23 protein-coding genes, 1 tRNA gene and 1 other RNA gene are annotated in these 25385 nt (G+C 70.3%); 16 read left to right on the top strand and 9 right to left on the bottom strand.

What is annotated here, in order from left to right:
* The first annotated feature begins 305 nt into the window (after window positions 1-305).
* Window positions 306-1574, top strand: coding sequence for a tRNA guanosine(34) transglycosylase Tgt (gene tgt / locus AXK61_RS24280; protein WP_414929990.1), 1269 nt, complete (start codon window positions 306-308; stop codon window positions 1572-1574).
* A 70-nt stretch (window positions 1575-1644) separates the two neighbouring features.
* Here the strand turns inward: tgt and gluQRS are convergent, their stop codons facing one another.
* A complete protein-coding gene (gene gluQRS, locus AXK61_RS06060) occupies window positions 1645-2505 on the bottom strand; it encodes a tRNA glutamyl-Q(34) synthetase GluQRS (RefSeq protein WP_068744255.1) in 861 nt (286 codons plus the stop codon).
* Window positions 2506-2514: 9 nt separating this feature from the next.
* Window positions 2515-3465, bottom strand: a complete 951-nt coding sequence (locus tag AXK61_RS06055; RefSeq protein WP_068744290.1) for a helix-turn-helix transcriptional regulator — start codon at window positions 3463-3465, stop codon at window positions 2515-2517.
* A 62-nt stretch (window positions 3466-3527) separates the two neighbouring features.
* On the opposite strand from AXK61_RS06055, the gene AXK61_RS06050 reads away from it, so the two are divergent.
* The 6 genes from AXK61_RS06050 (at window position 3528) to AXK61_RS06025 (ending at window position 8834) form a co-directional block, all read left to right on the top strand.
* Entirely contained in the window at window positions 3528-4058 is a 531-nt protein-coding gene (locus AXK61_RS06050; RefSeq protein WP_068744253.1) for a DinB family protein, read from the top strand.
* A 55-nt stretch (window positions 4059-4113) separates the two neighbouring features.
* Window positions 4114-5142 (top strand): ATP-dependent DNA ligase, encoded by a 1029-nt coding sequence (locus AXK61_RS06045; protein ID WP_197466751.1) that lies wholly within the window; start codon window positions 4114-4116, stop codon window positions 5140-5142.
* Window positions 5143-6231, top strand: coding sequence for a DNA polymerase domain-containing protein (locus AXK61_RS06040; protein WP_068744252.1), 1089 nt, complete (start codon window positions 5143-5145; stop codon window positions 6229-6231). It abuts the gene before it with no gap.
* 27 nt (window positions 6232-6258) lie between these two features.
* The gene (locus tag AXK61_RS06035; RefSeq protein ID WP_068744250.1) at window positions 6259-7782 is read left to right on the top strand and encodes an esterase-like activity of phytase family protein; all 1524 of its coding nucleotides are present in this window, start codon (window positions 6259-6261) and stop codon (window positions 7780-7782) included.
* Between the two features lie 63 nt (window positions 7783-7845).
* On the top strand, window positions 7846-8196 hold the full coding sequence (locus tag AXK61_RS06030) for an ArsR/SmtB family transcription factor (RefSeq protein ID WP_068744249.1): 351 nt from the start codon (window positions 7846-7848) through the stop codon (window positions 8194-8196).
* On the top strand, window positions 8193-8834 hold the full coding sequence (locus AXK61_RS06025; RefSeq protein WP_068744247.1) for an SRPBCC family protein: 642 nt from the start codon (window positions 8193-8195) through the stop codon (window positions 8832-8834). Before AXK61_RS06030 ends, AXK61_RS06025 begins: the two co-directional genes overlap by 4 nt.
* 3 nt (window positions 8835-8837) lie before the next feature.
* Here the strand turns inward: AXK61_RS06025 and AXK61_RS06020 are convergent, their stop codons facing one another.
* The 4 genes from AXK61_RS06020 to AXK61_RS06005 all read right to left on the bottom strand — a co-directional run bounded on the left by AXK61_RS06020 (window position 8838) and on the right by AXK61_RS06005 (window position 11852).
* A complete protein-coding gene (locus AXK61_RS06020) occupies window positions 8838-10409 on the bottom strand; it encodes a PE-PPE domain-containing protein (protein WP_068744245.1) in 1572 nt (523 codons plus the stop codon).
* A 99-nt stretch (window positions 10410-10508) separates the two neighbouring features.
* Window positions 10509-11351, bottom strand: coding sequence for an alpha/beta fold hydrolase (locus tag AXK61_RS06015; protein ID WP_068571424.1), 843 nt, complete (start codon window positions 11349-11351; stop codon window positions 10509-10511).
* Between the two features lie 2 nt (window positions 11352-11353).
* A complete protein-coding gene (locus tag AXK61_RS06010) occupies window positions 11354-11683 on the bottom strand; it encodes a DUF1330 domain-containing protein (protein WP_231855449.1) in 330 nt (109 codons plus the stop codon).
* 83 nt (window positions 11684-11766) lie between these two features.
* Window positions 11767-11852: transfer RNA gene (locus AXK61_RS06005), tRNA-Ser, on the bottom strand.
* Window positions 11853-11913: 61 nt separating this feature from the next.
* On the opposite strand from AXK61_RS06005, the gene ffs reads away from it, so the two are divergent.
* From ffs to AXK61_RS05975, 6 genes are all read left to right on the top strand, one after another.
* Window positions 11914-12008: signal recognition particle sRNA small type (gene ffs / locus AXK61_RS06000), an RNA gene on the top strand.
* A gap of 34 nt (window positions 12009-12042) precedes the next feature.
* Window positions 12043-13329 (top strand): aminotransferase class I/II-fold pyridoxal phosphate-dependent enzyme, encoded by a 1287-nt coding sequence (locus AXK61_RS05995; protein ID WP_068744242.1) that lies wholly within the window; start codon window positions 12043-12045, stop codon window positions 13327-13329.
* A 28-nt stretch (window positions 13330-13357) separates the two neighbouring features.
* Window positions 13358-14638, top strand: a complete 1281-nt coding sequence (locus tag AXK61_RS25640; RefSeq protein ID WP_068744240.1) for a glycosyltransferase 87 family protein — start codon at window positions 13358-13360, stop codon at window positions 14636-14638.
* A complete protein-coding gene (locus tag AXK61_RS05985; protein ID WP_231855448.1) occupies window positions 14628-15860 on the top strand; it encodes a threonine/serine exporter family protein in 1233 nt (410 codons plus the stop codon). The genes AXK61_RS25640 and AXK61_RS05985 overlap by 11 nt, the downstream gene beginning before the upstream one ends.
* 56 nt (window positions 15861-15916) lie before the next feature.
* A complete protein-coding gene (gene phoA / locus AXK61_RS05980) occupies window positions 15917-17386 on the top strand; it encodes an alkaline phosphatase (RefSeq protein WP_068571420.1) in 1470 nt (489 codons plus the stop codon).
* A 79-nt stretch (window positions 17387-17465) separates the two neighbouring features.
* Window positions 17466-19709 (top strand): DNA polymerase III subunit gamma and tau, encoded by a 2244-nt coding sequence (locus AXK61_RS05975; RefSeq protein WP_068744236.1) that lies wholly within the window; start codon window positions 17466-17468, stop codon window positions 19707-19709.
* A gap of 108 nt (window positions 19710-19817) precedes the next feature.
* Here AXK61_RS05975 and AXK61_RS05970 read toward each other — a convergent pair whose 3' ends face one another.
* Together AXK61_RS05970 and AXK61_RS05965 are read right to left on the bottom strand one after the other, a co-directional pair.
* The gene (locus AXK61_RS05970) at window positions 19818-21119 is read right to left on the bottom strand and encodes a class I SAM-dependent methyltransferase (RefSeq protein ID WP_068744234.1); all 1302 of its coding nucleotides are present in this window, start codon (window positions 21117-21119) and stop codon (window positions 19818-19820) included.
* Window position 21120: 1 nt separating this feature from the next.
* Window positions 21121-22518, bottom strand: coding sequence for an FAD-binding oxidoreductase (locus tag AXK61_RS05965; protein WP_068571538.1), 1398 nt, complete (start codon window positions 22516-22518; stop codon window positions 21121-21123).
* 189 nt (window positions 22519-22707) lie between these two features.
* On the opposite strand from AXK61_RS05965, the gene AXK61_RS05960 reads away from it, so the two are divergent.
* Entirely contained in the window at window positions 22708-23148 is a 441-nt protein-coding gene (locus AXK61_RS05960; RefSeq protein WP_068571417.1) for an SRPBCC family protein, read from the top strand.
* 37 nt (window positions 23149-23185) lie between these two features.
* Window positions 23186-24124 carry a pseudouridine synthase gene (locus AXK61_RS05955; RefSeq protein WP_068571416.1) on the top strand — a complete coding sequence of 313 codons (939 nt, stop codon included), beginning with the start codon at window positions 23186-23188 and terminating at the stop codon, window positions 24122-24124.
* A gap of 24 nt (window positions 24125-24148) precedes the next feature.
* On the opposite strand, the gene AXK61_RS05950 is transcribed toward AXK61_RS05955, so the two are convergent.
* Entirely contained in the window at window positions 24149-24973 is an 825-nt protein-coding gene (locus AXK61_RS05950) for an N-acetylmuramoyl-L-alanine amidase (RefSeq protein WP_231855447.1), read from the bottom strand.
* Window positions 24974-25084: 111 nt separating this feature from the next.
* Here AXK61_RS05950 and AXK61_RS05945 point away from each other — a divergent pair, with 111 nt between their 5' ends.
* Window positions 25085-25375, top strand: coding sequence for a YbaB/EbfC family nucleoid-associated protein (locus tag AXK61_RS05945; RefSeq protein WP_068571536.1), 291 nt, complete (start codon window positions 25085-25087; stop codon window positions 25373-25375).
* Window positions 25376-25385: the final 10 nt, after the last annotated feature.

The following is a 25385-nucleotide window of genomic DNA, read 5'->3' as shown; positions in this document are numbered from 1 at the left end:
GCCCCGTCCCCCTGGTGCCGCTCGCGAAGGACGAGCCGGTGACGGCGCAGGCACCGGTGTACGCGGAGACGGAGCAGGTCGCCACGGCGGCGCCGGACACGGGCGAGTACCCCGTGGCGCGTCCCGGCGTCCCGTTGCCCGAGCAGACGACGACCGGTCCGATCGTCGGACGGGCCCGCGGCGACCGGACCTTCGACGAGATCGCCCAGCTGCGCGAGCAGAACAAGGTGATCGCGGCGGAGCTCAGTGCGCTGCGGTCGGACTACCGGTCCATGACGAGCCGGACTCGCCTGCAGAGCGAGCACATCAGTGACCCGACGCGTTTCGACATCGACGGTCGCCTCGAGGGGCCCGACGGTCCGCTCGGCCGCGCCGGTCGGCTGCTCACGCCGCACGGTGAGATCCTCACGCCCGCCTTCATTCCGGTGGGCACCAAGGCCACGGTGAAGACGGTGCTGCCGGAGGCGGTCTCGGAGCTCGGGGCGCAGGCGGTGCTCGCGAACGCCTACCACCTGTACCTGCAGCCCGGTCCCGAGATCGTCGAGCAGGCCGGCGGGCTCGGCAAGTTCATGAACTGGGACGGCCCGACCTTCACCGATTCCGGTGGCTTCCAGGTGATGTCACTGGGTTCGGGTTTCAAGAAGGTCATCGACATGAACGGTGGGGAGGAGCTTCAGGGCGACGACGCCATCGCAGAGGGCAAGGACCGCCTCTCGCGCGTCGATGACGACGGTGTCACCTTCCGCAGCCACATCGACGGCACCGAGCACCGGTTCACGCCCGAGGTGTCGATGCAGATCCAGCACCAGCTGGGCGCCGACATCATTTTCGCCTTCGACGAGCTGACCACCCTGCACAATTCCCGTGCGTACCAGGTGGAGTCGCTGGAGCGCACCCGCCTGTGGGCGCGGCGGTGCCTGTCCGAGCACAACTGGCTCACGGCGCAGCGGCACGACGCGATCTCGCTGTGGGGCGTCGTGCAGGGCGCGCAGTACGAGGATCTGCGGCGCAAGGCGGCGAAGGACCTGCGCGCCCTGAGCGACGAGGACCGGCTGTCCGGCGGTCTCGGTTTCGGCGGCTACGGCATCGGCGGCGCCCTGGAGAAGGCGAACCTGTCGACGATCGTGCGCTGGGTGAACCAGGAGCTGGAGGAGGACAAGCCGAAGCACCTGCTGGGCATCTCGGAGCCGGACGACATCTTCGCCGCGGTCGAGCAGGGCATCGACACCTTCGATTGCGTGTCCCCGTCGCGGGTGGCGCGCAACGGCGCGATCTACTCGCTGGACGGCCGCTACAACGTCACCAATTCGCGGTTCAAGACGGACTTCCGCCCGCTGGACCCGGAGACCGAGAACTTCACCTCGCAGTACACCCGCGCGTACATCCATCACCTGTTCAAGGCGAAGGAGGGTCTAGCGGCCACGCTGGCGACGATCCACAACGAGCAGTTCATCGTCTCCCTGGTCGCGAAGATCCGGCAGTCGATGCTCGACGGCACGTACTGGGAGTTCAAGGAGGAGTTCCTGGGTCGCTACTACCGCGGCACCCAGCACCACCTCGCCAAGTCCGACTAGGACGCGGCCTCCGCGCAGAAATGTCCGGTCATCCGTCTCGGCGATCCTCGGGACGGATGACCGGACGTTCTCAGCCGACCGGCAGTGTCCACGGCTCCCGGGGCAGCCGGGCGGGATCGAAGCCGCCCAGCATCTCCTGCGGGGTGCTCCCGCGCAGCCCCAGGCTCGCGGCGATCTCCGGCAGCACCACGGTGGGCCCGCCGCGCTGGGCCAGGGTGACGGCACCGTCGCGCTTGGCGAGCCGGACGCCGGTGGGGCCCAGCACGAGTGGCACGTGCGCGTAGGTCGGCGGAGTGCCGCCGAGCAGGCTCGTGAGGTACGCCTGGCGGGGCGCGGAGGAGAGCAGGTCGTCGCCGCGCACCACCTGGTCGACGCCCTGCGCGCAGTCGTCGACGACCACCGCGAGGTTGTAGGCGTAGGTGCCGTCGCCCCGGCGGAGTACGAAATCATCGACCGCGCCGGTGTGTTCGCCGTGCAGCTGGTCCGTCACCGTGAACTCGTGCACCGAGGAGCGCAGGCGCAGAGCTGCTGGGCGCTCCCGCCGCCGAACCACCCGCTCGGCCTCGGTGAGATCGCGGCACGTCCCCGGATAGGCCCCCTCGGGGGCGTGCGGCGCCGACGGCGCCGACAGGATCTCCCGGCGCGTGCAGTAGCACTCGTACACATCGAGTTCCGCGATCGCGGCGGCGTACCGGATTCCTCGCTCCGACTGCCGGACCACGGTGCCGTCCCAGTCCAACCCGATCGCGGCGAGATCCGCCAGCTGCCCGGCCTCGGCCTCCCGCGAGCTGCGCCCGGTGTCCAGATCCTCGACGCGCAGCAGGAATTCGCGCCCCGTCGACCGGGCGAACAGCCACGCGAGCAGCGCGGTGCGCAGGTTGCCCACGTGCAGGTCGCCCGACGGGCTGGGGGCGTACCGTCCGGCTGTCATCGCTCCAGTTTACGAGCGGACGCGCGCGAGGTTCCGCGCCCAGGCCGCGACGTGGTCGACCAGCTCGGGCGGTCGCACGACGGTGACCGGCGCGTCGAGGACCGCGATCGCCATGGCCGGCCAGTCCAGGGACTCGGCCTCCATCCGGACGATGGTGGCGGCACCGTCGGACTCGATCCGGGCGTACCGCCCGATGGCGGCCCGGACCCGCTCCTCCGGAGCGTCGACGCGGAACTCGATGGTGAACCCCGGCGCGCGCTTGCCGACCGAGGCGCGCACGTACGCCGCGGCGTCGGCGGCGGGCAGTTCGCGGGGCCGGAACCGGACGCCGGTGCACGACGGCGCCTCCATCCGGTCGAGCCGGAAGCTGCGCCAGTCGTGACGGTGCAGGTCGTAGGCGACGAGGTACCAGCGGCGCCCCAGCGGCACCAGCCGCAGGGGTTCGGCCAGGCGCTGGGTCACGGCGCCGTCGGCGGCGGTGTAGCCGAACTCGATTCGCTCCTCGGCCCGGCAGGCCTCGGCGAGGCCGGTGAGGATCCGCGGGTCGACGGCGGGGCCACCCGGCACGCCGGCGGGCTGGGTGACGGCGCCCAGGGCTTCGACCCGCTTGCGCAGTCGCGGCGGCATGACCGCCGCGACCTTGCCGAGCGCGCGCACCGAGGTCTCGGCGATGCCGGCGATCCCGCCCTGGGCCGCGGTCTGCAGGCCGACGGCGATCGCCACGGCCTCCTCGTCGTCGAGTACGAGCGGTGGCAGGGCCGCACCCGCGGCCAGCTGGTAGCCGCCGTCCACGCCGCGGCTGGCGGTGACCGGATAGCCGAGGTCGCGCAGCCGCTCGATGTCGCGCCGCAGGGTGCGGACGGAGACCTCCAGCCGGTCGGCCAGTTCGCCGCCCGGCCAGTACCGGTGCGTCTGCAGAAGGGAGAGCAGTCGCAGGGTTCGGGAGCTCGTGTTCGCCATGTCTTCCAGTGTGTTCTGCATTACGGACAGAAACTGACACTAATACCTCATAGCCTTGTTCCATGACCGAGACACAGAGCATCTCCGCAGAGCGCACCGACATCCTCAGCCTCCTCGCCGAGAAGCGGCATTTCCTGCGTTTCACCGCGCAGAACCTCACCGACGAGCAGGCGAACACCCGCAGCACCGTCAGCGAACTGACCATCGGCGGGCTGATCAAGCACGTCACCCAGGTCGAGCAGGGCTGGCAGCAGTTCGCCCGCGGCGAGCGACACGTCATGGCGGACATCGATTGGGAGAACCCCGCGGACGGACAGATCGAGAGCTTCCAGGACGGCTTCCGGCTGGTCGAGGGCGAGACCCTCGAGTCGGCGCTGGCCGACTACGAGCGGACGGGTGCGGTGACCGACGAGATGGTGCGCACCCTTGACCTGGACGCGGCGTACGAGCTGCCCGAGGCGCCGTGGCAGCCGCCGGGCGTCTTCTGGTCGGTGCGCCGCGTCTTCCTGCACATCGCGGCGGAGACGGCGCAGCACACCGGCCACGCAGACATCATCCGCGAGACGATCGACGGCCAGAAGAGCATGGGATAGCGGGATTTCCCCGCGGCGGGGTCACGTGTCGGTGGCCCCGCCTACGATCGGTCCTGTGGACCTCCCCGTGAACCCGCCGTTGGACCCGATGCTCGCGAAGGCCGCGAAGGCGGTCCCCGGCGAGGGGTACTCGCACGAGCCCAAGTGGGACGGCTTCCGCGCCCTGATCTTCCGCGACGGCGATGACGTGTTCATCGGCTCCCGCAGTGGCAAGGACCTCGGCCGCTACTTCCCGGAGGTGGTGGCTGCGGCGCGCGCGGAACTGCCGGAGCGGTGCGTGCTCGACGGTGAGATCGCCGTCGCTGTGCACCGCGAGGGTCGCAAGCGACTCGACTGGGAGTCGCTCTCGCAGCGGATCCATCCCGCGGAATCGCGGATCGCCAAGCTCTCGGAGGAGACGCCGGCGATCTTCATCGGCTTCGACGCAGTGGCCATGGCGAACGTGGACCTGATGGGCAAGCCCTTCACCGCGCGGCGCGAGGTCCTCGAGTCCGCCTACGCCGGCACCGGCACCTGCAGGATCAGCCGCGTCACGACCGATGCCGCCGTGGCCGCCGACTGGTTCGAGCGGTTCGAGGGCGCCGGGCTCGACGGGGTGATCTCCAAGCGGATCGACGGACACTACCTGCCGGGCAAGCGCGAGATGATCAAGGTCAAACACGCCCGCACCGGCGACGCAGTGGTGATCGGCTACCGCATGCACAAGTCCCAGCCGAACGCCGTCGGGTCGGTGCTCCTGGGCCTCTACCAGGGCGATCAGCTCCTGCCCATCGGGGGCATCGGCGCGTTCACCGCTGCCAAGCGTGAGGAGTACCTGCAGTTGCTCGAGCCGATGCGCACCGCGGAGTCCGCGCAGGGCGAGCCGAACCGCTGGTCCTCGGCGGAGAAGACGGGGGAGTGGGTGCCGGTGCGTCCCGAGCTCGTCGTCGAGTTCGACTACGACCAGATGGAGGGCATGCGCCTGCGGCATACCGCGAAGTTCAAGCGCTGGCGCCCCGATCGCGAACCCTCGAGCTGCGGGTACGAGCAGCTCGACGTGCCGGTCAACTACGACCTCGACGACGTGCTGCAGGAGGGGAAGTAGATGGCCAAGACTCCGGCGGCGGAGGTCGTCGTCCAGGGGCCCGACGGTGACCGCGCCGTCCGGGTCTCGAGCCCGGACCGGATCATCTACCCAGCTACGGATCTCACGCCCGAGGTCTCCAAACTTCAGGTGGCGCAGTACTTCGCGGCAGTGGCCGAGCCTCTGCTCGGGGCCATCGGCGACCGTCCTACGGCGCTGGAGCGGTGGCCCGGCGGCGTCCACCCCGGCGGGCGGCTGGCGCAGGGCCCGCAGGACAAGGACGCCGACGGCTTCTACCAGAAGCGGATGATGCGCGGCGCGCCCGAATACGCGAAGACGGTGCGGATCGCCTTCCCGTCGGGCCGGCCCGCCGACGAGCTGTGCCCGTCGGAGCCCGCGATCGGAGTGTGGTGCGCGCAGATGGGCACCATCACCTTCCACCCGTGGCCGGTGCGCAGCGCCGACGTGGACCATCCCGACGAGTTGCGCATCGACCTGGACCCGCAGCCCGGTACGGACTTCCGCGACGCGGTGCGCGTCGCGGGCATCGCGCGCGAATTGGCCGAGGACCTCGGCCTGCGCGCGTACTGCAAGACCTCCGGCAACCGCGGCGTGCACGTCTTCGTGCGCATCGCCCCGCGCTGGGACTTCGTGGACGTACGGCACGCCGCCATCGCCTTCGGCCGAGAACTGGAGAAGCGGGACGACGGCGTCACCACCGCGTGGTGGAAGGAGGAGCGGGGGCAACGGATATTCGTGGACTACAACCAGAACAGCCGCGACCGCACCATCGCCTCCGCGTGGTCGCTGCGGGCCGTGCAGGGCGCCACCGTCTCCACGCCGCTCACGTGGGACGCGCTCGCCGAGCTTCGGGATCCCCACGAGCTCAACCTGTTCACCGTGCCCGAGCGCCTCACCGACGGGAATCCCTGGGCCGACATGGATGACACGGCCCACGACCTGACCCCTCTTCTGGAGAAGTGGGACGAGCACCCCGTCGAACTGAACTACCCGCCCGACTACCCGAAGATGCCCGGCGAGCCCCCGCGCGTGCAGCCCAGCAAGAAGGTGGCCGAGCACTGGGACGCGGAGGGCAACCGGATCGAGTAGTTCACGCGGGTCTGGTAAGCACAGGGCATGCGTTCACGTCGTCACCTCGCCGCCGCCCTCGTCGCCGTCCTCGCGGGAGGCTCTCTCGTCGCCTGCTCGCCCGGCAAGGGGGAGGACGCGGCCAAGCTCGATCTGAAGACCGGGACCAACTCACCGCTCACGATCAACGCCGGGCAGCTCGCACGGCTGGCGCAGGGCGGCGCCGTCGTCGACGTCAAGCCGACGGCCGACGGCACCGTCGAGGCGGCCAAGGGCGGCGCGCTGGTGTTCAAGCCCAAGGCCGGCTTCACCGGATCGGTCCAGCTCAAGGCGGTCGTCTCGCCCGCGGTCGCGCTGTACTCGTCGGACATCCCGCCGCTCGCCACCGTCGGCGGCGTGTCCGTGGACGGCAGCGGCTACGGCTCGGCGTGGACGCCGGTCCCCGGCGCGCAGGGCGAGTTCTACGGCCTCACCGACCGCGGTCCCAACGTCGACGGTCCCGGGAAGGACGAGAAGGTGTCGGTGACGCCGGACTTCACGCCGCAGATCGGCCGGTTCGCGTTCGAGGACGGTGTCGTGAAGCTGACGACCGTGATCACCCTCAAGGGGCGCGACGGCAAGCCGCTCAACGGCAGGAACGACACCGCCGCTCCGACCGGGGAGAAGATGCTCGACCTCGACGGCCGGGAGATCCCGCCGACCGACCACGGCATCGACCCCGAGGGGCTCGTCGCGCTGCCCGATGGCTCCTTCTGGGTGTCCGACGAGTACGGGCCCTTCCTGATCCACTTCGACGCCAACGGCCAGGAACTCGACCGACTCGTGCCGGGCAAGGGACTGCCGGAGGTGCTCAAGTCGCGCACGCCCAACCAGGGCATGGAGGGACTCACCGTGACGCCCGACGGTACGCGCCTGGTCGGGATCATGCAGTCCGCCTTGAACGTTCCCGGCCTGAACGGCAACGCGAAGGAGGTGCCCGCCACACGGATCGTTGTCGTCGACCTCAAGACCAAGGGCGTCCAGCAGTTCGTCTACCTCCTGGACAATCCGAAGGACACCAAGAAGGCGGTCTCCGAGATCACCGCGATCTCCAACACGGAGTTCCTCGTCGATGAGCGCGACGGCAAGCCCGCCCCCAGGGCGAACAAGACCGTCTACCGGATCAGCCTCGACGGTGCCACCCCGCTCGGCGAGCAGAACCCCGAGACGATCGTGGGCGTGAGCACGACGGCCGAGGCGGAGGCGGCGCTCAAGGGTGCCGGGATCACCCCGGTCCGCAAGACGACGGCCCTCGAGCTCAGTGGCCTGGTCGACAAGCTCAATCCCGCCGGGACCTTCTTCGGCCACGACAAGGTGGAGGGCCTCGCGACCACCGACGGTGGGAAGACCCTGTTCATCGCCAACGACAGCGACTTCGGGCTCGCAGGGATCGCGGGCCCGAGGACGCCCTTCCAGCTCACGGCGAAGATCCTGGCCAACGGGCTGCAGGACAGCCTCGAGGTGCTCAAGGTGGACACGACCAAGCTGAACGAGCCGCTGGTGGAGCGGACGATCACGGTCACCGTCGGGTAGTCGCGGCCGAGCACTGTATTTCAGTGTTGACTTATATAAGTAAGCAGTGAAATAATTGTTCTCGTGCACGCCTTCGATGTCCTCGGTGATCCCGTCCGTCGCCACCTGATCGAGCTCCTCGCTCAGGGTGAGCTGTCGGCGGGCGAGCTGAGCGACGACGTGCGAGCACGATTCGGTATCAGTCAGCCCGCGGTATCACAGCACCTGAAGGTGTTGCGGGAGGCGGGTTTCGTGACGGTTCGTCCGGAGGGGGCGCGGCGGCTGTACGCGGTGGAACTCGAGCCGCTGCGTCAGGTGGATGACTGGCTGGTGCCCTTCCGACACTTCTGGGCGCCGCGTCTCGCGGCCCTCGGTACCGAGATCGCGCGCGGTAAGAAGGCCCGCCGATCGACTACGGACAAGGACGAGAAATGACCTACGACATCGACGATCTCGCCACGGCCCAGCCGGCGGCGGTCGCCCGGCGCGCCGAGGTGCGCGACAGCGGGGAGGGGGAGGTCTTCGTCTCCGCCTCGCTCAGCCAGACCTACCCCACCGACGTCGCGGACCTCTGGGACGCCGTCACCAGCGCGGAGCGCCTCCCGCGCTGGTTCGCGCCGGTCCACGGCGAGCTCGTGCTCGGCGGCCGCTTCCAGGTGGAGGGCAACGCCGCGGGAACGGTGCTCGAATGCGATGCGCCGCACCGGTACCTGATCTCCTGGGAGATCATGGGCGGCAGTTCGCAGGTGGAGGTCACCGTCGAGGCCGACGGTGACGGTGCCCGCCTCACGCTGACTCACTCGGGGGAGAACGCCCGGGAATTCTACGAGCAGTTCGGCCCCGGAGCCACCGGCGTCGGCTGGGATCTGGCGTTCCTGGGCCTGAACGCACTGATCACCACCGGCCAGGACCGCCCGGAGGACGCCGAGGCGTTCTTCGCGACACCCGCCGCGAAGTCGTTGATCGCCGAGTCGGCGACGTCGTGGGCGGCGGCGACCGAGTCTGCCGGGGTGCCCGCCGATCTCGCTCGCGCGCAGGGCGAGCGGACCGCCGCGTTCTTCTCGGGCGAGTAGCGGTCAGGCCGCCGCGGCCGGCACCACGGGTGCGTCGTCGGAGTCCTTCTCCGGCGCGGACATCGCAGGGTCGGACGGCGCAGGCTCGGACGGAGTGTTCGCGCTCGGCGTCGATCCCGTTGGTGCGTCCGCCGTTGCCGTACCGGTTCCCGGCTCGGCCGCGTCCGTGACGACCGGTGTGGCCGGCTCGGACGTCGCTTCTCCGGTCGGCGTCCCAGCTCCTGCGGCCGGCTCGGTCGAGCCTGCGGGCTCCGTCGGGATCGCGGACTCGGCGGCGGAAGTCGCAGCCTGCGATGTCGTGTTCGGCAGCGGGGCCGCGCTTCTGGCGAGCTGCAGCAGCGTCGGCCGGTCGCCCGACGAGGGAGTCGGCGTCGGGCCGCTGGTCGGGTCGTCGGCCGAGTCGGCTGCGGTGTCCGGTGCGGTCGCGGTGGGCTTCGGCGTCAGGTAGCGCGACGCGTCGCCCGTGCCCGTGACGGCCTGGCCCACGCCCTGGACCGAGGCACCGAGCAGGTCGCCGCCGAGCCGCAACGGGTCGATCGCGGGAAGCAGTCCGAAGGGGGTTGCCTTCCCGTAATCGGAACGGTCGTAACCGGTCTCGATGATCACACGCGCCAGCGGGGAGACCAGGTCGACGAACGGCCGGACGAGAGCGGTCGTCCCGGTCGCGGCGCCGAGATCGAGTAGCGGCAGCATGATCGGCAGGATCTTGGCCGGCAGTGTGACGTACCGGGTGTCACCGCTGGTCTGGCAGTAGGTGGCCGCGGTGCAGTCCTTCGTCGCGGCCTCGACGGCCGCACGCACCTCGTCGGGCGTGTACCCGATGGGCGTGGCCGACTGATCGTCGGATCCCTTGGGCGCGAGCATCTTGCCGTGCACGTACCAGAATCCCGCAAGGGCGTTCGCCGTCGCGAGCAGATTTCCGGGGTAGCGCGGGAAATCGGCCACGCCGTCGTACTGGAACGCGACATCGGTGGTGTTGATCGTGCCGGGCTTCGCGGTGTTCGTCGGCGTTCCGGGACCGAAGGTCACGTCGAGGATCGGAATGTGGCCGAGGAAGGACGGGCGCGTGAACAGTCCGCCGTTGGGGCGACTCGCGTTGCCGATGAGGACGAACGAGACATTGTCCGGAACGCCGCCGGGTTGCTCCGAGAGCTGCTTCTTCACCGCGCTGACGACGGTGCCGCCCTGGGAGTAGCCGAAGATCACGATCGGATCGGTCTTGTCCGCCGCGCCGTAGGCCCGACCCAGGCTCTCGACGCCGCTGGCGACGGAATCGTCCCACTTGGCGCCCTGCAGCCCGCCCCACCCGGCGAGTGGGATGGGCCAGAACTCGGCGATGTAGGGCACGGGTGTCGCCGCGCAGCCTCCGGCGACGGCGCACGCGCCGGTCGGCGCGACGTAGTAGCCGACTGCGTGCTCCTGGTAGCCCGCCACCTTCGACGGGTCCTTGGTGCCGGTGCCGGGCACCACGAGGACCGTCGTCGCAGCCCAGGCGACCGCGGAGGTGAAGGTGAGGGCGAGCGCAGCGAGTACTGCGACCAGTGCGTATCCGAGCTTCCGGGCGTTATCGCGCATGAGGGAGCGACCTCTCGTGTTCAGGTTGCTCTCAGTTTCGCACGGGTCGTCTCGTTGCGCTCACGAACGCAACCCTCCGCGGTGCGGCTCGCCGCCCGGCTACCCCGAGCAGACCGCCAGGACCCGCTCGGCGCGGTCGGGGAGCAGGTGCCCCACGTCCGGGAGCAGCGCGACCGCGTCCTCGCCGAACACGGCCCGCGCGTGCTCGGCGGCGCGCGGACCGTCGAGCATCCGATCGCGACCGCCGAACGCGGCGGACACCCGGGCGGTGATGCCGGCGAGCGCGGCGTCGGGGAAGACGGGCAGGCCGTCGGTGCGCGGCCGGAAGTTCCGGAAGGTGAGCCCGCTGAACGCGGCGAGATCGCGGCCCAGTCCGGGGTCCGTGGGCGGCGTCCAGCCCGTGAAGTACTGCATCGCGGCCCGGCGGCCGGGCTCGCCGAGCAGGCTCAACAGGCCCGCCACCAGGAGCGGAGCCGTTCGGCGCGGCCCGAGCCCGCCGGGCGAGAGGAGGCCGAGGGTCCGGACGCGGGCAGGGTGCTCGGCCGCGTAGTCCAGCGCGACCCATCCGCCGAGCGACTCCCCGATCACCGTCGCCTCGGCCGCGTCGAGCGCATCGCTCACGCCCGCGAGCCAGGCGGCGTGCGCACCAGACTCCAGCGGCAGTCGCGATACGACGGTGCCGCCCGGCTCGCCCGGCAGGTCGATCGCGTGCACCCGGTGCGTCCGCGCGAGCTGCGGGATCTCGTTCGCCCAGTTCAGCGACGTGCCGCCCGAGCCGTGCAGGAGCAGGACGGAAGGGGCACCGTCGGGCCCGGCACTGAGGACGTGCGTCCCATCGACGACGGTGCGCTCCACGCCCGGCAGGTACGTCGACACCAGTCGCGCGTATTCCTCGCCCACCGCGCGGGCGCCCTCGGCGCTGCGGAAGCGGTCGTCGGTCACCGTCAGCCGAGCCCCTCGACGATGCGGAAGTCGCGCTCCACGGCGTCGCCCAGCGCGGCCAGTGCCTCCTGGTACGCCGCGCTCTCCCGGGTGGCGACGGCCTGTTCGAAGCTGTCGAACTCGATGACGATCGTGCGCTCGGCGACGCCCTGCTCGTACGCGGTGACACGCCCGTCGCGCGAGAGGAGACGCCCGCCTCCGGCCTGGACGGCGACCCGCGCCAGTTCGTCGTAGGCGGCGAGCCTCTCAGGATCCCTGATGACGCGGTAGACGCTGACCCAATAGCCCTTGGCCACGGTGACTCCTTGCTCGGGGAACGGGACGGTTCTCACCGGAGCAACCGTTGGACCGTGCCGTTTATGCCGAGGAACGACTCAGGGGCGGTTCCGATGAACTCGGAACCGCCCCTGATCTGCGGAGGATAGGGGATTTGAACCCCTGAGGGCTATTAACCCAACCCGCGTTCCAGGCGAGCGCCATAGGCCACTAGGCGAATCCTCCGTGGACCACTGTAGACGAAGGCCCCCGTCGACCCAAACGGGGCCGGACCCGTATAGTGGTCCACGGACTCCGCGCGGCGTCCATCCTGTGAACTCCCCCAGGGCGGGAACGCAGCAAGGGTCAACGGGCTCTGGCGGGTGCGCGGAGTCCCCTTTATGTCCGGGCCCGATTTCCGCCGGAGGCGCACCCGATGTCCACCTACGTGTCCCTGAGTCAGTCCGAGCTCGCCGATGTCCACGCGAAGCTGACGGAGCTGTTCGAGACGCTGAAGGCCCAGGGGTTGAAGCTGGACCTCACCCGCGGTAAGCCCGCGCCCGACCAGCTCGATCTGTCGAACGCGCTGCTCGCGCTGCCCGGCGAGGGCGACTACCGCGCCGCGGACGGTACCGACACCCGCAACTACGGCGGCCTCGCCGGCCTGCCCGAGCTACGGTCGATCTTCGGTGAGCTGCTCGGCATCCCGGTCGCGAACCTCTACGCGCAGAACAACTCCAGCCTCGAGATCATGCACCGCCTGATCACGCTCGCGTGGATCCACGGCACCGTCGACGGCGAGCGGCCTTGGGGCGCAGAGGAGTCGGTCAAGTTCCTCTGCCCGGCCCCCGGCTACGACCGGCACTTCGCCATCACCGCCGAGTTCGGCATCGAGATGATCGTCGTGCCCCTGAACCCGGACGGCCCCGACATGGCGGTGGTCAAGGATCTGGTGGCGAACGACCCGTCGATCAAGGGCATCTGGACCGTGCCGAAGTACGCCAACCCCACGGGGGCGGTCCACTCCGAGGAGATCACCCGGGAGCTGGTCTCGATGCCGACCGCCGCGCCGGACTTCCGCATCTTCTGGGACAACGCCTACGCCGTGCACCCCCTGGTGGGCGACGCACCGTCGGACCCGGACGTCCTGGGCCTGGCCGCCGAGGCCGGCCGCGCGAACCGTCCGTACGTGCTGGCCAGCACCTCGAAGATCACCTTCGCGGGCGCAGGCGTGAGCTTCTTGGGCGCCTCCGCGGAGAACTTGGCGTGGTACGGGAAGTACACCGGACTGACCTCGATCGGGCCCGACAAGGTGAACCAGCTGCGGCACGTCCGGTTCTTCGGCGACGCGGAGGGCGTGCGCGCACACATGCGCAAGCACCGCGACCTCATCGCGCCGAAGTTCGCGCGGGTCCTGGAGATCCTCGAGGAGCGGCTCGGCGCGGCTAAGGTCGCGTCCTGGAGCGAGCCCACGGGCGGCTACTTCATCAGCCTCGACGTGCTCGACGGGACGGCGGCGCGGACCGTCGCGCTGGCGAAGGAGGCGGGGATCGCCCTGACGGCCGCCGGCGCCACCTTCCCGCACGGGAAGGACCCGCACGACAGCAACATCCGGCTCGCGCCGACCTTCCCGTCGATCGATGAGCTTGAGACCGCAATGGACGGCGTGGCGACCTGTGTACTCTTGGCTTCTGCTGAAAAGCTGATGTCGCAGCCCGAATAGGGCGCGCCTGAGCAGGAGGATCGCGCCGGTGGCGGACGAGAACAGCCGGCGGTTCCCCCGGCAGTGGTGGGTGCTGGCCCTCTTCGCGGTGTCCGCGGGGGTCGCCGTGTGGCAGCAGTTCGTCCGGATCCCGTTCTCCACGCCGATGTACGGGCTGTTCCACAACCAGATCGACGCGGAGGTCTATCGCAAGGGCGGCCAGATCGTGGCCCGCGGCGGCGAGGGCCTCTACGACGGTGCCCTGCTCAACGACATCCTGCCCTTCACGTACACGCCGTTCGCCGGCGTGCTGTTCGTGCCGCTGAGCTGGATGTCCACGGACGTGATGCGCTGGGTCTGGACCGGGGCGGTGCTGCTCGCGCTGCTGGCGTGCATCATGATCGCCTTCCGGTTGCTCGGCTTCGCCCGGGACTGGCGCCTGTGGTTCGCCGGTATCTGCCTGACCCTCGTGGCGACGGTGCTCGAGCCCGTCCGCACGACGATCTGGTTCGGCCAGATCAACGTCTTCCTCATGCTGCTCCTGCTGTGGGATCTGGGGCGGCCCAGGGGCGCACGGTTCAAGGGCTTCAGCATCGGCATCGCCGCGGGCATCAAGCTCACGCCCGCCTTCTTCCTCGCCTATCTCGTCGTGACCAGGCAGTGGCGGGAGGCGCGGAACGCCCTGGGCGCGCTCGTCGGCACCGTCGTCATCGGGTTCCTGGTGATCCCGCACGAGTCGTGGAAGTACTGGTCCGGCACGTTCCTCGACGCCAACCGCGTCGGCGAGCCGAACCAGGTGGGCAACCAGTCGATCAACGGCCTCATCGCCTTCCTCACCCGGGCCGAGAAGCCCTCGACCGTGATCTGGCTGGCGGTCGCCGTGCCCGCCGCGCTCGCGGGCCTGGCGATCGCGGCGTGGGCGCACCGTCGCGGCGAGACGCTGCTCGCGATCACCGTCGTCGGGCTCACGGCCTGCGCCGTGTCGCCCTTCTCCTGGGGGCACCACTGGGTGTGGATCGTGCCGCTGCTGGTACTGCTGCTCGGTCGTGCGCTGCAGGCGAAAGCGTGGGTGGACCGTGCGCTCCCGTTGCTGGCGGCCGTCGGGCTCGTCGCGGCCACCTTCATCTGGGTGACCTACTTCCCGCATCTGCAGCCCACCGGCGTCGACGATGTGCACGACACCTACGCCATCGGCATCTTCCTGCGGCCGATGGAGAATCCGCTCCTCAAGGCCCTCGCCGGCGGCGTCTACGTGTGGATCTTCGCCGCGACCCTCGTCGGCGCGACCTGGCATCTGCGGCGTGCGGCCCGGGCCGATCGTGCAGCCTGACAGCGTCGCCGAGGACCGCCGGCTGCTCGCCTACCTCGGCACTGCGATGATCGCCGGGGGTCAGCCCGTGCACGAGGTCGAGTACGACCTCAAGGGCGTCGCCACGGCTCTGGGGTACCCGCTCGCGCAGGTCGGCGCCACACCGACGGGGCTCACGCTGGGACTCGAGCCGGGTTCCCCGGCCACGTTCGAGTCCGTCGCCGGCCCGCTCAGACTGGACCAGTCCGCGGTCGTGTCGGAGGTCCGACGGGGCCTGAACGCCCGGCGGCTCACCGCTGACGAGGCCTTCGCGCGGCTGGGTAACCTGCGGTCGCTGCCGCACCGTTATCCGCGCTGGCTGCAGGACACGTCGTGGTCGGTGATCGCGGTCGGGATCGCCATGCTGCTGCAGCCGGGCTGGCCGAACATCGCCGCCGCCGCGATCGGGGGCGGCGCGGTGATGCTGCTCGTCCGGCTCGCCGGCCGGGTCCGGCTCGCCGCCACGCTGCTCCCGACGATCGCGGCGTTCGTGGTGGGCACGGGCGTCTTCGCGGCCGCGCAGGCGGGCTGGCTCGACGGTCCGCTGCGCACCCTCCTCGCCCCGCTCGCCGTCCTGCTGCCGGGCGCGCTCGTGGTGACAGGCATGTCGGAGCTGGCCGCCGGGGCGATGGTGGCGGGCAGCGCCCGGCTCACCTTCGGTACGGTGCAGCTGCTGCTCTTCTCCCTCGGCATCCTCAGCGCGACGACGGTGCTCGGCGTCGCACCCGAGTTGCTGGCGAACGTGCGGGTGAATCAGCTGGGGGCGTGGGGACCGCCGGTCGGGCTGGCGGTGATCTGCGTCGGGCTGTGCCTCAACGAGGGGGCGTCCATGTGGCTGCTGCCGGCGATCGCGCTGGTCGTTGCGGCGGCCTTCGGGGCGCAACTCGCGGGGCAGGCGGCGTCGGGTGCGGTGCTGGGCGGCTTCCTCGGCGCCATCGCGGGCAGCCTGGGTGCCTCGCTGGCCGCGTACCTGCGGCCACAGCTGCCGCGGCTCGTGGTCTTCCTACCCGCGTTCTGGGTGCTCGTGCCGGGCAGTCTCGGGCTGCTGTCGGTGACCTCGATCGGCATCGATCCGCAGCAGGGCGTGCGGACCGTCGTCGACGTGGGCGCGGTGATCTGCGCCCTGGCGTTGGGCCTGCTGTTCGGATCCGCGATGGCGCAGGCGGCCGCCGGACCGCTCGCGCGCCTTCGCGCGCCCCGGTAACGGGTTGTTCATCTGCGCACCGAAAAATGTTCAAATGCGCATGTTTCCATGCTGGAATGACGAAACTCGGTAGTGGCAAGGCCCCGGTGGCTCTCGCGGTGAGCGCTGTGGCGGTGCTCGGCATGGTCGCCGCGTGCGGCGGCGACAACGGCGGTCCCGGCGTCTCGGGTGAGACCGCGGCGAAGGTCGAGATCAATCGCGTCGCGGCCGGCGACATCACTGCGCACGGCGGTGCCAAGCGCCTCGCGGGCGACCAGACGCAGGCGATCGCCGACTCGATCCAGCGGTCGAAGGCGAAGAACGTGATCCTCGTGATCGGCGACGGCACCGCGAACCAGGAACTCACGCTGGCGCGGAACTACCAGTGGGGCGCGGGCGGGAGGATCCCCGGCATCGACGAGCTGCCGCTCTCCGGCGACTACACCACCTACGCGCTGGACAAGACCACCAAGAAGCCCGACTACACCACCGACTCCGCCGCCTCCGGCTCCGCGTGGGCCACCGGTACCAAGACCTACAACGGCGCCGTGGGGGTCGACGTGAACGGCAAGCCGCAGCGCTCGATCCTGGAGATCGCGCGGGCCAACGGCCGCCGGACCGGCAACGTCACCACCACCGAGTTGCAGGACGCCACCCCCGCCGTGCAGGTCGCGCACGTCTCCCAGCGCAAGTGCTACGGCCCCGTCGAGACCAAGGAGAAGTGCACCTCCGACGCGCTGGAGAACGGCGGCCTCGGTTCCATCACCGAGCAGCTGCTGGCGGCCCGTGCGGACGTGACTCTCGGCGGCGGCTGGAAGACCTTCTCGCAGACCGCGACCGCGGGTGAGTACCGGGACAAGACCCTCGAGGCGCAGGCCAAGGAGCGCGGCTACCAGATCGTCCGTTCCGGCGACGAGCTCGACGCGATCAAGGCGGCCGATCAGGACAAGCCGCTGCTCGGCGTGTTCGCCGACGGCAACCTGCCTCGCCTGTGGGACAAGGCGACCGCCACCAAGGAGGGCGGCAAGGAGGCGCCGATCACCTGCGCACCCAACCCGGCGTTCGGTGCCACCCCCAAGCTCGCGTCGATGACGAAGAAGGCCATCGATCTGCTCAAGGGCGACAAGGGCTTCTTCCTGCAGGTCGAGTCCGGGTCCGTCGACAAGGCCAACCACGACGCCGATCCTTGCGGTCAGATCGGCGAGACCGTGCAGCTGTCCGAGGCCGTCTCCACGGCGCTCGAGTTCGCCAAGCAGGACAAGGACACCCTGGTCATCGTCACCGGCGACCACGCGCACACCAGCCAGATCATCGAGGCGGGCACCGTCACGCCCGGCCTGACCCGCACGCTGAACACCAAGGACGGCGGAGTCCTCACCGTCAACTACGGCACGTCGCTCGACCCCGGCGAGGAGCAGCACACCGGTGGCCAGGTCCGCATCGCCGCGTACGGTCCCGGCGCCGCGAACGTCGTGGGCGTGACGGATCAGACCGACCCGTTCTTCTACATCACCGACGTGCTCGGTCTGGATCGCGACAAGAAGTAGGGCGCCACCGGGGCGAGGCGGCATGTGCACCGATGAACCGTCGGCCGTGCATGTCACCCCGCCCCGGTAGCCTGACACCGTGGCTCTCTACCGGAAGTACCGTCCAGCGACGTTCGCCGAGGTCGTGGGGCAGGAGCACGTCACCGAGCCGCTGAGTACCGCGCTCGATTCCGGCCGCATCAACCACGCCTATCTGTTCTCCGGGCCGCGCGGCTGCGGCAAGACCTCGTCGGCCCGTATCTTGGCGCGCTCACTGAACTGCGAGCAGGGGCCCACCAGCACGCCGTGCGGGGTCTGCAACTCGTGCGTCGCGCTCGCCCCCGGCGGTCCCGGCAATCTGGACGTCACGGAGATGGACGCCGCCTCCCACGGCGGTGTCGATGATGCGCGCGAGCTCCGCGACCGCGCCTTCTACGCCCCCGCCGAGTCCCGCTACCGCGTCTTCATCGTGGACGAGGCGCACATGGTCACGCCGCAGGGATTCAACGCCCTGCTGAAGATCGTGGAGGAGCCGCCGGAGCACCTCATCTTCATCTTCGCTACCACGGAACCGGAGAAGGTGCTCACCACCATCCGCTCCCGCACGCACCACTACCCGTTCCGGCTGCTCGCGCCCAACGTGATGCGGCCGCTGCTGGAGAAGATCACGGGCGCCGAGCACGTCTCCGTCGAGCCGCAGGTCTATCCGCTGGTCATCCGCGCCGGCGGCGGCTCGCCGCGTGACTCGCTGTCGATCATGGACCAATTGCTCGCCGGCGCGGGCGCCGAGGGGGTCACCTATCAGCGCGCCCTGGGCCTGCTCGGCGTCACCGATACGGCCCTCATCGACGCCGCGGTCGACGCGCTCGCCACGTCCGACGGTGCCGCGCTGTTCGGCGCCGTCGAGCGGGTGATGGAGGCCGGGCACGATCCCCGTCGGTTCGCCACGGACCTGCTCGAACGCCTCCGGGACCTGATCCTGCTGCACACCGTGCCCGACGCGGCCGATCGCGGCCTCATCGACGTGCCGGTCGATGTACTCGAGACCATGCGCGGGGAGGCCGCGAAGCTGGGGCTGGCCACGCTCACCCGCTGCGCCGAGGTCACGCACGCCTCCCTCGCCGAGATGCGCGGCGCGACGTCGCCTCGGCTGCTGCTCGAGGTCATGTGCGCGCGGATGCTGCTCCCCGCCGCCGACGACTCGCAGGCCGCCCTCCTGCAGCGCATCGAGGCGCTCGAACGCCGGCCCGCCGGCGCGCCGCTCGCCGTCGGGTCCGTGCCCACCGGTCCGGTGTCCGACGGTGCCACCCCGGCCCCGTCGTCGGCCCCCGCCCCCCAGCCCGACGGTGCCGCCTCCCGCTTCGTTCGGCCCAGCCAGCGGCAGGCTGAGGCGGCTCCCGCAGCGCCGCCGGAAGCCGCGCCCGCCGCCCCCGCTGCGCCCGTCGCGCCCGTCGCGCCGGAGCCCGTTGTACAGGAGCCCGCTGCGCCCGAGCCCGCGGCGGTCGCAGAGTCCGAGCCGGTACTGCACCGGCCGGCTCCCGAGCGGGACCCGGAGCCGAACCCCGAGCCCGTCGCTGAGTCGGAACCGGCCGTGCCGCCGCGCGTGGAGCCGGTCGAGCAGTCGGCACCGCCCGCGCCGGAGCCGGTCGCGCCACCGGAGCCCGCGTACGAGCCCGAGCGCGTGCCCGAGCCCGCGCCGGCGCCCCGGGTGGACCCCGCTGCGGCGCAGGTAGCGTCGGGCCCGTCGATCGACGAGGTCCGCACGGCTTGGCCCAAGGTGCTCCGGGCGGTCAGCAGTCGCAGCAAGGTCACGGCCACGCTGATGACGAACATGCAGGTGCTCGGCCTGGCGGGGGATGTCCTGCATCTCGCGCTGCCGATCCCGGCATTGCTCGGCCGGTTCAGCGACCAGCAGCACGTGGGCAACCTGCGCGAGGCGGTCCGCGAGGTCTTCGGCACCCAGTGGAACGTCGAGGTCGGCGACGGCAGCGGCGCCCGCCCGCAGCAAGGAGCGCCCGCCGCGCAGCCGCAGCAGCGTCCTGCCGCGGAACCGCAGCGCAAGGCCCCGCCCACCTTCGAACGGCGCAGCCGTGCGGGCGATCAGCGGCCCGACCCCCGGCCCGCCGGGCGGGAGAACCGCGCACCGTCGCACCATGACGACATCCCGCTTCCGCCCGAGCCGGACCCCGAGCCGGCGCCGGTCGAGGAGGTCTCCGAGGAGGAGATGATCGAGGCCGCACACCGCGAGGACGCGGTGTCGGGCGGCGCCACCGCGCCCCGCCGCGACCCCGACGAGATCGCTCTCGAACTGCTCCGCAACGAACTCGGCGCCCGCCCGATCTGATCGGGGCGAGCGCTCCGCTGCGTTCCCGCGACGACGAAACGTTCCCGCGATCACCACGGTGATCGCGGGAACACTTCTCTGTCGCGGGAAGGGGGAAGGGCTCCGGCGTCAGGCGTCCCACCAGGGGCGCAAGGGCAGGTCGCCGGCGCCACCCTTCTCGTCCAGCTTCACAGCCAGGACCTGGTGCAGCTGAACCACGTTGCGCTCGAAGCCGAGCCGCGATCCCGCCATGTACAGGCCCCACACCCGGGCGGTGCCGAGGCCCACCTCGGCCACGGCCTCGTCCCAATTGGCGACCAGGTTCTTGCACCACTGTGCGAGGGTCAGCGCGTAGTGCTCGCGCAGGTTCTCCTCGTGCCGAACCTCCATGCCGCCGACGTCCTGGATCGCGGCGATCACCCTGCCGGAGCCGGTGAGCTCGCCGTCGGGGAAGACGTACCGGTCGATGAACTGGCCGCCTTTGCCCGACAGCTTGTTGTCGTGCCGCGTGATGGTGTGGTTCAGCAGCAGCCCACCGGTCTTCAGCTTGTCGCGCAGTGACGTGAAGTACGACGGGTAGTTGTGCACGCCGATGTGCTCGGTCAGGCCGATCGAGCTGATCGCGTCGAAGTCGCCCTCCGGGACGTCGCGGTAGTCGCTGTAGCGCACCTCGGCGAACTCGCCGAGGCCCTCGGCTTCGATCGCGGCCTGTGCCCACTGCGCCTGCTCCTTGGAGAGCGTTGCGCCGATGACGTGCACACCTCGCCGGGCGGCGTAGCGCACCATGCCGCCCCAGCCGCAGCCGACGTCCAGCAGCCGGTCGCCGGCCTTCAGCCGGAGCTTGTCGAAGACCAGGCGGTACTTGTTCTCCTGCGCCTCCTCCAGTGTGGCGTCCACGTCCGGGTAGCAGGCGCACGTGTAGGTCATCGACGGGCCGAGGACCAATTCGTAGAACCGGTTGGAGACGTCGTAGTGATGCTGGATCGCGTCCGCATCCCGAGCCTTGCTGTGCCGCAGCCCTTCTGCGATGCGACGCCAGCGGGGAATCGCCTCCTGCGGCGGCGGCGTCACGGGGATCATCCGCTCGGCGCCCACCGACCGCGCGATCTGTGCGATCAGCTTCGGCCCGGGCTTCGCGAACTGCAGGTCGTCCGAGAGCGCCTTGAGTGCCTCGTACGGGTCTCCCGGGGGAGCGCCGGTGAGCTCGAGGTCGCCGGCGATGTAGGCGCGGGCGAGGCCCATGTCTCCCGGTGCCGTTGCGAGATACGTGGTCCCGCGAGGGGTGAGCAGGTCGAGTCCGTACGGTGCGTCGTCCGGGCCGGCCGAGGAGCCGTCGTAGGCCTTCACCCGGATCGCGAGCTTCCCGCCCGCGACCTTCTCGATGATCTCCGCGAGGCTCAGCTTCGGGAGATGCTCCGTGGAGCGCGTCAAATCACTGCCTCCTGACTGTCTTGTCGTACAGGCCCAGGAGACGATCCTCCGGGTCGTACCGGGACTTGTACTTCTCCAAGTGGATTCCGCCGTAGAGCTCGTCGAACTCGGCGCGCTCGTAGAAGGCTTCGGAGTACAGGGACTTGTGTCCTCCCAACTCCGAGACCTTCTCCTCGATCAGGCGGTTCGCCCGGCCCTCGATCTGGCCGGGTTGCTTCGGGACCGCGGACCAGAAGCCGACGTTGACGTAGGTCTCGCGGGGTTCCAGCGGGTAGAGCGGCCAGGGCCGGTCCGGATCCGCGCCCGGCGGCAGCGGTTCACGCAACCGCAACGGGCACAGCCAGATCGGCTCGATGGGAATCTCTTCGAGGAACCACTCCAGGAACTCGGTGATGTCGTCGATATGGACCTCGATGTCCTGCACCACGCGCTCACCGGGCGGCTCGCCCTTGCGGGCGGCGAGCCGGTCGCCGATGTCCCACTTGCGGTCGAGTGCGATGAGCTTCCAGTAGAAGCTGCTGCGCAGCAGTTGCTTCGGCCACAGTCGCCGGACCGTGGGGTTCTGCGCTCCGAACGCGCGCGAGCACCAGAACCAGTCGGTGTCCCACCGCCACAGGTAATCGTGGGTCGTCAGCCGATCGCGGGTGACGCCGTCGGCGTGCTGGATCGACCGGTAGTAGACGTCCCGGCCCGTGTAGTCGCTGAGTGGCCCGTCCTCGTCGGTCCCGCGGCCCAGGACGAGGTAGGACTCGTCGGCGGAGAAGACCACGCCGTCGAGGTAGTCGACCCGCTCGCCGTCGTACTCGCGTTCGTCGACGATGTCGATCATCGTGTCCTGCAGGTCGTCGAGGGTGTGGAAGCGCACGTGGCGCAATTCCACGTACCGCCCCACCGGCTCCAGCTCGACGGTGATGCGGGTCGAGTAGCCCAGCGTGCCGTACGAGTTCGGGAAGCCGAAGTAGAGGTCCGCGTGCGGCCCATCCGGTGTGGCGGTGACGATCTCGCCGGTACCCGTGAGGATGTCCATCGAGCGGACCGCCTCGTGTGGCAGGCCGGCGCGGAACGAACTCGACTCGATGCCCATGCCGGTCACCGCGCCGCCGAGGGTGATCGTCTTGAGCTGCGGCACGACGGTCGGAGCCAGTCCGAAGGGCAGCGTCGCCGCCACCAGGTCCTCGTAGGTGCACATCCCACCGACGTCGGCCGTCCGCGCCGCCGGGTCGATCGAGATCACCTCGCCCAGACCCGAAACATCCAGGCCGGGTGCGTCGGTCGCGGCCCGGGCCCGGAACAGGTTCGAGGTCTTCTTCGCCAGGCGCACGCGGGCGTCGGCGGGGATGGCGCGATAGCTGGCGAGCAGGCGCTCGAGGCCCTCCCGGTAGGCGGATTCGCCCCCGATCGGGACTGTGGTCGGAGTGCGGACCGGCGCGGCATTGCGATCGCTCACGTCTACCGACGCTATACCTCTCGGGCGCGACGCGCGCGCCTCGTTACCGATTGGTTAGGCTGGCATCGAACACGTCGGCGGTGCCGACATCCATGCCGGCGGCCTCGCCGCCGGCCCCGTCACTAAGAGGATCGAAGTACGTTGGCCCAGGTAACCGCCACCAAGTCCACCACGATCGCCGCCGCGCCCGAGGCCGTCCTCGCCGCCGTCGCCGACTACACCCGCCGGGCCGAGATCCTGCCCCCGAACTACCGCGACTTCCGTGTCGTCGAGGGCGGGCACGGCGCCGGCACCGTCGCCGAATGGGTTCTGCAGGCCACCGAGAAGCGTTCCCGGAACGTGCGGGCCACCGTCACCGTCTCCGGCGACTCCGTCACGGAGACCGATGCGAACAGCTCGATGGTCACCGTCTACAGCGTGACCGGCGCCGGCGAGCAGTCCACCGTCACGATCACCACCACCTGGCAGGGCGCGGGCGGGATCGGGGGCTTCTTCGAGAAGACCTTCGCGCCCAAGGGCCTCGGCCGCATCTACGACGAATTGCTGACCAACCTCAAGGTGCAGGTCGAGTCCAACGGCTAGGCGCCCGCGGCGGCATCGCGGCGCCCCCGTCGCGCCGTTGCCGTTGCGCGACGGGGTCGACCCGACGCGTCTCGTCATCGCCGAGGAGGAGGCCGGGCGCACGCTCGGCGAGGTCCTGGAGGCCCGGTTCCCGGGCACCTCGGAGTACGTGGCCCGGGAAAGCGCCCACGGGTGTGTTCTCGGGTCCGACGGTGCGCCGCTGGCCCCGTCGACGCCCGTGACGGCCAGGCAGGCCGTGTGGATGTACCGCGAACTGCCCGACGAGGTCGACGTGCCCTTCGCTATGCCGATCCTGTTCGAGGATGAGCGGATCGTCGTCGTGGACAAGCCGCACTTCCTCGCGACGATGCCCCGCGGTGCGCGGGTGGTGCAGAGCGCCCTGGTCCGACTGCGTCGCGAGCTGGGAGAGCCGCTGCTCTCGCCCGCGCACCGTCTGGACCGGCTCACCGCCGGTGTGCTGCTGTTCACGCGTGACCCCGCGGTGCGCGGCGCGTACCAGCAGCTGTTCGCGACGGGGAGCGCACGCAAGGAGTACACGGCGCTGGCGCCGATCCGTGAGGACCTCGAGCTGCCGGCCGTCGTCGAGTCCCGGATCGAGAAGACACCGGGAATCATGCGGGCCTACGAGGTCGACGGCCCGATGAACGCGCGCTCGCACGTCGAGCTGGAGGCGGAGCTCCCGGACGGCAGAGGCGGCACCGTCGGGCGGTACCGGCTGCGGCCGGAGACCGGGAAGACGCACCAGCTGAGGCTGCACATGTCCGGTCTTGGCGCCCCGATTCTGGGGGACCCGCTGTACCCGCAGGCACGCGAGGTCGTGGACGGCGATTTCAGCGATCCACTGCGCCTGTTGGCGCGACGTCTGGCCTTCGTCGACCCGATCGACGGGGCTGAGCGCGCATACGCCAGCCTCCGTGAACTGACGGTCGTGAATCCGGCCGATTCCTCGGCCACGAGGGACGATTCGGCCTCGTGACCTAGGAATCGGCCGGATTCACGACTACTTGGTCTGCGGAGCTGCGAGGTACGCGGCGATGCCGGCGGCGATGGCGTCGGCGAGTCGCTGCTGGCCGTCGGCCGATTCGAGGACCTTGGCCTCGGCGGCGTCCTTGAGGTTGCCCGCCTCGACGAGCACGGACGGCACCGTCGACAGGTTGAGCCCGGCGAGGTCGGAGCGGGGGTAGAGGCCGCCGGAGCCGATGTAGGTGGCCGGGGTGAAGCCGCCGGAGGTCAGCGCCGAGACCATCGCCTTGGCGTACGTGGGGCTCGCGGTCTGCTGTGAGGGGTTGAGCGGCGGCGAGGAAAGATTCACGTGAAACCCTCGGTTACCGGGGGCGGAGCCGTCGGCGTGGATGCTCACGGCGGCGTCGGCGCCCCAGGTGTTGGCGGCCTCGGCGCGGGCGTCGATGCAGGAGGCGACGGAGGTGTCATCGTTGCGGGAGAGCATCACCTGGGCGCCCGCGGCGGTGAGCACCTGATACAGCTTGTAGGCCACGGCGTAGTTGAAGGTGTGCTCGGGCACACCGTTCACGCTGGTGGTGCCGGTGGTCTGGCAGGGCTTGGTCCCGCCACGACCGGTGGGTACCTGCTTGTTGATCGACGCGTCGTTGGCGCCGTTGTGGCCGGGATCGACGAAGATCTTCTTGCCGCTCAGCGCGCCCGCACCGAGCGGCGCCGCGTTGTTCACGAGTGCCGGCCCGCCGGACGATAGTCTGGAGGGAGCGGCCGCGTCCCGTCGCTGTCCGGCGTCACCGATGGTGCAGCCGGAGAGGACCAGCGCGGGGATCATGGTCGCGGCCAGGAGGGCGGAACGGCGGTTCTTCACAGATCGCACTGTACCGCCCCAACCGGCACAGTGGTATCACGAGTAACATGAATCGGACATAGCGGGTCGTGAGACCGGCGTAGGGAGACAAGCATGCAGCCCGGAGGCTCGATGGAAGACCTGATGGCCCAGGTCGGCGCGATGCAGCAGCAGCTCATGGCGGCACAGCAGGAACTCGCGGTGACCACCGTCGAGGGGCAGGCCGGCGGCGGCCTCGTCAAGGTCGCCGGCACCGGCGACGGCCAGGTGACGGCCGTGACCATCGATCCCAAGGTGGTCGACGCGGAGGATGTCGAGACCCTGCAGGACCTGGTCCTGGGTGCGCTCACCGACCTTCAGAACAACACCGCGGCGGTGGCGCAGCAGAAGATGGGGCCGCTGGCCGGCGGCCTGCCCTTCTGACGGTCGGCAC

The sequence above is a fragment of the Tsukamurella pseudospumae genome, from assembly GCF_001575205.1.
GTDB classification, from domain to species: Bacteria; Actinomycetota; Actinomycetes; order Mycobacteriales; family Mycobacteriaceae; genus Tsukamurella; species Tsukamurella pseudospumae.
The sequence above is the reverse complement of the archived record's forward strand: the minus strand, read 5'-3'. Positions and strand labels throughout refer to the sequence as shown.